6 protein-coding genes are annotated in these 6,398 nt (G+C 69.3%); all 6 read right to left on the bottom strand.

Annotation, left to right across the window (positions count from 1 at the left end; genetic code table 11):
- On the bottom strand, positions 1-599 hold a 599-nt coding region (locus ACFQV6_RS42925; protein ID WP_378033493.1), incomplete at its 3' end, for a Clp protease N-terminal domain-containing protein.
- A gap of 358 nt (positions 600-957) precedes the next feature.
- On the bottom strand, positions 958-1,314 hold the full coding sequence (locus ACFQV6_RS42920) for an Lsr2 family protein (RefSeq protein ID WP_378033492.1): 357 nt from the start codon (positions 1,312-1,314) through the stop codon (positions 958-960).
- A 104-nt stretch (positions 1,315-1,418) separates the two neighbouring features.
- Complete coding sequence (gene lysS / locus ACFQV6_RS42915) at positions 1,419-2,873, bottom strand: lysine--tRNA ligase (RefSeq protein WP_378033496.1); 1,455 nt, start codon at positions 2,871-2,873, stop codon at positions 1,419-1,421.
- A 111-nt stretch (positions 2,874-2,984) separates the two neighbouring features.
- Entirely contained in the window at positions 2,985-3,743 is a 759-nt protein-coding gene (locus tag ACFQV6_RS42910; RefSeq protein WP_378033491.1) for a type III pantothenate kinase, read from the bottom strand.
- A 139-nt stretch (positions 3,744-3,882) separates the two neighbouring features.
- Positions 3,883-4,743 (bottom strand): carboxylating nicotinate-nucleotide diphosphorylase, encoded by an 861-nt coding sequence (gene nadC, locus ACFQV6_RS42905; RefSeq protein WP_378033490.1) that lies wholly within the window; start codon positions 4,741-4,743, stop codon positions 3,883-3,885.
- Positions 4,740-6,386, bottom strand: coding sequence for an L-aspartate oxidase (locus tag ACFQV6_RS42900; RefSeq protein ID WP_378033489.1), 1,647 nt, complete (start codon positions 6,384-6,386; stop codon positions 4,740-4,742). The genes nadC and ACFQV6_RS42900 overlap by 4 nt, the downstream gene beginning before the upstream one ends.
- Between the last annotated feature and the right edge of the window lie 12 nt (positions 6,387-6,398).

Below are 6,398 nucleotides of genomic sequence, written 5' to 3'. Positions count from 1 at the left end.
ACCTGCATGACCCGCTCGATTTCCTTCTCCCGGCCGATCACCGGGTCGAGCTTGCCCTCACGGGCGGCCTGCGTCAGGTTGCGCCCGAACTGGTCGAGGACCAGGGACGTGGAGGGGGCTGCCTCGCCGGTGGCCGTGCCGGCCGCTGCCGGCTCCTTGCCCTGGTAACCGGAAAGGAGCTGGATGACCTGCTGGCGGACCCGGTTGAGGTCGGCGCCGAGCTTGACCAGCACCTGGGCGGCGACGCCCTCGCCCTCGCGGATCAGGCCGAGCAGGATGTGCTCGGTGCCGATGTAGTTGTGGCCCAGCTGGAGAGCCTCCCGCAGGGAGAGCTCAAGAACCTTCTTGGCGCGCGGCGTGAACGGGATGTGCCCGCTCGGCGCCTGCTGACCCTGACCGATGATCTCCTCGACCTGCTGCCGCACTCCCTCGAGGGAGATGCCCAGGCTCTCCAGAGCCTTGGCGGCGACGCCTTCACCCTCGTGGATCAGGCCGAGCAGGATGTGTTCAGTGCCGATGTAGTTGTGGTTGAGCATCCGGGCCTCTTCTTGGGCCAGGACGACAACCCGTCGCGCTCGGTCGGTGAACCGCTCGAACATGCCCTCGTGCTCCTCACGTGCCGTGCGCCCATGAACTGGCGGGGCCAGCGCACGGGCATCGGTGATGCCCGTGCTGTAACTCTATCGCCGCTGGCGGTGTCCGCCGGGTCCTCGCGACCCTTCGGGACGATCCGCAACGCTGATTTAGCCAACTTCGCACGCTCAACGGCTGTTCCCCCACCCGAACGTGTACGCGCACAGCGAAATCCCTGCGATCCACAGGCTGTGGACAACTGCTCCCCGACCTGTGGATAACCTGGGGACAGATACGCCGAGAGGGCGCACTGACCACGTGATCAGTACGCCCTCTTCCGCCAGAGGAAAGGCTCAGCCACAACCACCAGGCCGCGGCGACCGTTCAGGCCCGTCCGGGCCCCTTCGCGTGGAACTCGTCCACGATCTCCTGCGGGATCCGGCCGCGGTCCGAGATGTCCTTCCCCGACTTCTTGGCCCACTCCCGGATCGCCTTGTTCTGCTCCCGGTCGGCTGTCGCACCGCCGCGGCCACGCGCCGCGCGGCCACCGACCACCACGCCACCGCGAGCAACCTTGGTCCCGGCGTTGAGGAACGGGTCGAAGACCTCCCGCAATTTAGCGGCGTTCTTCTCCGAGAGGTCGATCTCATACTGAATGCCGTCGAGCGCAAACTTCACGGTCTCGTCGGCGTCGCCACCGTCGATGTCATCGACCAGCTTGTGAATGATCTGCTTGGCCACGCGCGGTTATCCTCCCGAACACAGGTTCTCTCCCCAGCAATGGGAAGACAATAACTCCAGGGACGCATAGCCCGTCAATGGCGGTGGAGAATAATGCCGTACGCCTACTCCGGGCGGACCAACGGGAAGAGGATCGTTTCCCGAATGCCGAGCCCGGTGAACGCCATCAACAGCCGGTCGATTCCCATTCCCATGCCACCGGTGGGCGGCATTCCGTACTCCATGGCGCGGAGGAAATCCTCGTCGAGCTGCATGGCCTCGGCGTCACCACCGGCCGCGAGCAGGGACTGAGCGACCAGACGCTCGCGCTGCACGACCGGGTCGACCAGTTCGGAATACGCCGTGGCCAGCTCGAAACCGCCGATGTAGAGGTCCCACTTCTCGGTCAGGCCCGGCGTCTCACGGTGCGCCGCGGTGAGCGGTGCGGTCTCCTCCGGGTAGTCCCGGACGAAGGTCGGCGCCTGCAGGCTCGGCTGCACCAGGTGCTCGAAGAGCTCCTCGGCGAGCTTGCCGGCACTCCACTTCGGGTCGACCGAGAGCTGCACCTTCTCCGCGTACTGCTGGAGCTGGGTGAGGTCGGTGTTCACCGTGACCTCCTCGCCGAGCGCCTCGGAGACCGAGCCGAAGAGGGTGATCTGCGCCCACTCGCCGCCCAGGTCCAGCTCGGTGCCGTCGAAGTGGGTCACCACGTGCGAGCCGGTGAGCGCGAACGCGGCCTCCTGAATCCACTCCTGGACCTGCTGCTGCATCACGTTGTAGTCGGCATAGGCCTGATACGCCTCGAGCATCGCGAACTCCGGGGAGTGCGAGGAGTCCATGCCCTCATTCCGGAAGTTGCGGTTGATCTCGAAGACCCGCTCGATGCCACCGACGACGGCACGCTTCAAAAACAGTTCCGGTGCGATCCGCAGGTAAAGATCAGTATCGAGTGCGTTGCTGTGAGTCACAAACGGGCGTGCTGTAGCGCCGCCGTGCAGCAACTGCAACATGGGCGTTTCCACCTCGAGGAAATTGCGGCGGAACAGCGACTCACGGATGCTGCGCACCACGGTGGCCCGAGTGCGTACGACGTCACGGGCCTGCGGCCGGACGATCAGATCGACATAACGCTGCCGGACCCGGGTCTCCTCGGAAAGCGGCCGGTGCGCCACCGGAAGCGGGCGCAGCGCCTTGGCGCTCATGGTCCAGGAATCGGCGAGAACCGAGAGCTCACCGCGCCGGCTGGTGATCACCTCACCGGTGACCGCGACCAGGTCTCCGAGGTCGGCCAGGCGCTTCCACTCCTCCAGCGCCTCGGCACCGACCTTGTCCAGGGAGAGCATCGCCTGAAGCTCCGTGCCGTCGCCCGCGCGCAGGGTGGCGAAGCAGAGCTTCCCGCCGTTGCGCACGAAGATCACCCGGCCGGTGACGGAGACCTTGTCGCCGCTGGCGGTGTCGGTGGGCAGTTCGGCGTACCGAGTGCGGATCTCGGCGATCTCGGCGGTCCGGGGAACATTGACCGGGTAGGGCGCGACGCCCTCGGCCAGCATCCGGTCCCGCTTCGCCCGGCGAACCCGCATCTGCTCGGGAAGGTCCTCGGCTGGGTCGGTCGCTGGCGTGTTCTGGTCGGTCACGGCTCGACTTCCTGGTGGAGTACTGGGTCAGGACCCCGAAAGCCTACTCAGCCGCTCTCAGACGTTCCGCTCATATACCATCCGCAGGCCGATCAGGGTGATCATCGGCTCGTGCGCGGTGATGGTGCGGCACTCGTCCTTCACCAGCCACGCCAGGCCACCGGTGGCGATCACCGCGCGGACCGGCCCGATCTCCTCGACCATCCGCTCGACGATCCGGTCGACCTGCCCGGCGAAACCGAAGTAGAGGCCGGCCTGCAGACACTCGACAGTGTTCTTGCCGATCACCGAGCGCGGCCTGGTGGGCTCCACCTTGCGCAGCTGGGCGGCGCGGGCCGCGAGCGCGTCGAACGAGATCTCGATGCCCGGTGCGAAGGCGCCGCCGAGGAACTCGCCCTTCGCGCTGATCAGGTCGAAGTTGGTGGTGGTGCCGAAGTCGACGACGATCGACGGTCCGCCGTAGAGGGCGTGTGCCGCGAGCGTGTTGACCACCCGGTCGGCACCGACCTCCTTGGGGTTGTCGATGGCGAGCTGCACACCGGTCTTCACCCCCGGTTCGACGACCACGCTCGGCACGTCTCCGTAGTACCGCTTCAGCATGGTGCGCAGGTTGCGCAGCGCGGCCGGGACGGTCGAGCAGGCCGCCACCCCGGTGATCTCCACGGCGTCACCGGCGAGCAGCCCGCGGAACTTCAGGCCCAGCTCGTCGGCGGTCGACGCGGCATCGGTCTTGATCCGCCAGTTGTGCACCAGCTTGTCGCCGTCGAAGGTCGCCAGCACGGTGTTGGTGTTACCGATGTCAATGCAGAGCAGCACGGAGGCCCCTAAGAATCACAATCAAGACCCCTATTGAACCTTTTTCAACCTGGCATCGGGCCAGGGGGTCCGGGCCGTTGACCGGCGCCAGGCGTTGCCGGCCCTGGCCACGTTGAAAAAAGTTCATTGTGTACGGACCTCAGCCTGCCCGGAGATCCAGGGCGATATCGAGGATCGGGGAGGAATGCGTGAGCCCTCCCACGGACAGGTAGTCGACTCCCGTGGCCGCGTAGGCAGCGGCCGTCTCCAGGGTCAGGTTGCCGGTCGCCTCCAGCTCCACCCCGCTGCCGCCGACCGCCGCGACCACCTCGGTGAGCAGCTCAGGCGTCATGTTGTCGCAGAGCAGGAACGTGGCACCGGCCGCCACCGCCTCCCGCGCCTCCGCGAGCGTGGTCACCTCGACCTGCACCGCCACGTCCGGGAAGCTCTCCCGCACCAGCCGGTACGCGGCGGTGATGCTGCCCGCCGCCAGCTTGTGGTTGTCCTTGATCATGGCGACGTCGTAGAGGCCCATGCGCTTGTTCGTGCCGCCGCCCGCCCGCACCGCGTACTTCTCCAGCGACCGCAGGCCCGGCGTGGTCTTGCGGGTGTCCAGCACGGTCGCCGTGGTACCGGCCAGCTGGTCCGCCCACTTGCGGGTGTGTGTGGCCACCCCGGACATCCGGCTGATCAGATTCAGGGCGGTGCGCTCGGCGGTCAGCAGGGCCCGGGTCGGCCCGGTCACGACCGCCAGGACGTCGCCCCGGCGCACCCGGTCGCCGTCGGACACGACCGCCTCGAAGGTGGCGGCACCGGTCGAGGTGACGGCGAAGACCTCGGCGGCGACCAGCAGACCGGCCACCACGCCGTCGGCCCGGGCCACCAGCTCGGCGGTGTCCACCTGGCCGGCCGGGATGGTCGCCTCGCTGGTCACGTCGCGGGGCGGCTCGCCGAGGTCCTCGGCCAGGGCGGTCAGGACGATCCGCTGAACTTCGGCGAGGTCGAGCACGGGCTGTGTCACGCCATCTCCTGGAAGGTCTGCGTCAGGGTGCCGTCGGGGGAAACCGCGTCGAGCAGGTGACCGCGCCACTCGTCGGCCGCGTTCGGGTGGTCCTCGCGCCAGTGGCAGCCGCGGGTCTCCCGGCGGCTCTGCGCGGAGGCCACCAGGGCGGTGGCGACGGTGAGCAGGTTGGTCGCCTCCCAGGCCGCCATGTTCGGGCGGGAGCGCTGCCCGGCCAGCCGGGTCAGCTCCTTGGCCGCCGCGCCGAGCGAGTCGGCGGAACGGAGCACCCCGGCGCCGCGGGTCATCGCGCGCTGCAGGTCGCCGCGGATCGCCGGGTCGGCCACCCAGGCCGGTCCGGGTGCCGCGCGCACCGGTTCGGCCTGCGCGGGCAGGTCACGTGCGACGTCGTCGGCGATCCGCTTGGCGAAGACCAGGCCCTCCAGCAGGGAGTTGCTGGCCAGGCGGTTGGCGCCGTGCACGCCGGTGCAGGCCACCTCGCCGCAGGCGTACAGGCCGGGGATGCTGGTGCGGCCGTGCAGGTCGGTGCGGACCCCACCGGAGGCGTAGTGGGCGGCCGGCGCGACCGGGATCAGCTCGGTGGCCGGGTCGATGCCGGCGGCCCTGGTGGAGGCCATGATGGTCGGGAACCGGCCGGCCAGGAACTCCCCGCCGAGGTGCCGGGCGTCCAGGTAGACGTGGTCGGCGCCGGTGGCCCGCAGCACCCGGTGGATGCCCTTGGCGACCACGTCCCGGGGTGCCAGCTCGGCGAGCTCGTGCTGCCCGACCATGAACCGCTCACCCGCCTCGTCCACCAGATGGGCGCCCTCGCCCCGCAGCGCCTCGGAGATCAGCGGCCGCTGCACCGAGTTGACCCCGTTGCCGACGAACGACGTCGGGTGGAACTGCACGAACTCGACGTCGGTCACCTCGGCGCCGGCCCGCAGCGCGAGCGCGACACCGTCGCCGGTGGAGACCGACGGGTTGGTGGTCGACGAGTAGATCTGCCCCATCCCGCCGGTGGCCAGCACCACGGCCCGGGCCAGGATCGCGCCCACACCGTCCTCGCTGCCCTCACCGAGAACGTGCAGGGTGAGGCCGCAGGCCCGGCCGTCGGCGGCGCGCATCAGGTCCAGCACCAGGGCGTGCTCGACGAGGCGGATCCACGGGTCCCGGCGTACCGCCTCGTGCAGGGCGCGCTGCACCTCGGCTCCGGTGGCGTCACCGCCGGCGTGCACGATCCGGTCGGCACGGTGGCCGCCCTCGCGGGTCAGCATCAGCGAGCCGTCCGGGTTGCGGTCGAACTCGGCGCCGCGGCGGATCAGCTCACGGATCCGGGCCGGGCCCTCCTCGACCAGGACACGGACCGCCTCCGGGTCGCAGAGTCCGACGCCGGCGATCTCGGTGTCGTACGCGTGCGCCTGCGGGGTGTCCAGCGGATCCAGCACCCCGGCGATACCGCCCTGCGCCCAGCGGGTGGAGCCGTCGTCGATGTTCACCTTGGTCACGACGGTGACGTGCAGACCGTGTTCCCGCAGGTGGAGGGCCGCGGTCAGACCGGCGATGCCGGAGCCGACCACCAGGACGTCGGTGGTCTCGGACCAGCCCGGCTCGGCGGCGGCGAGCCGGCGGGGCAGCGCCGGTAGATCCGCGAGAGGAGACATGTGTGTCAGTAC

This window comes from Actinoplanes sp. GCM10030250, assembly GCF_042666575.1.
Classification (GTDB): domain Bacteria; phylum Actinomycetota; class Actinomycetes; order Mycobacteriales; family Micromonosporaceae; genus Actinoplanes.
This window is presented reverse-complemented; position numbering and strand designations above follow the sequence as displayed.

Coding starts and splice junctions, on each gene's coding strand:
- lysS (WP_378033496.1), bottom strand. CDS start 2,873: ATGCGGGTTCGCCGGGCGAAGCGGGACCGGATGCTGGCCGAGGGCGTC.
- ACFQV6_RS42900 (WP_378033489.1), bottom strand. CDS start 6,386: ATGTCTCCTCTCGCGGATCTACCGGCGCTGCCCCGCCGGCTCGCCGCC.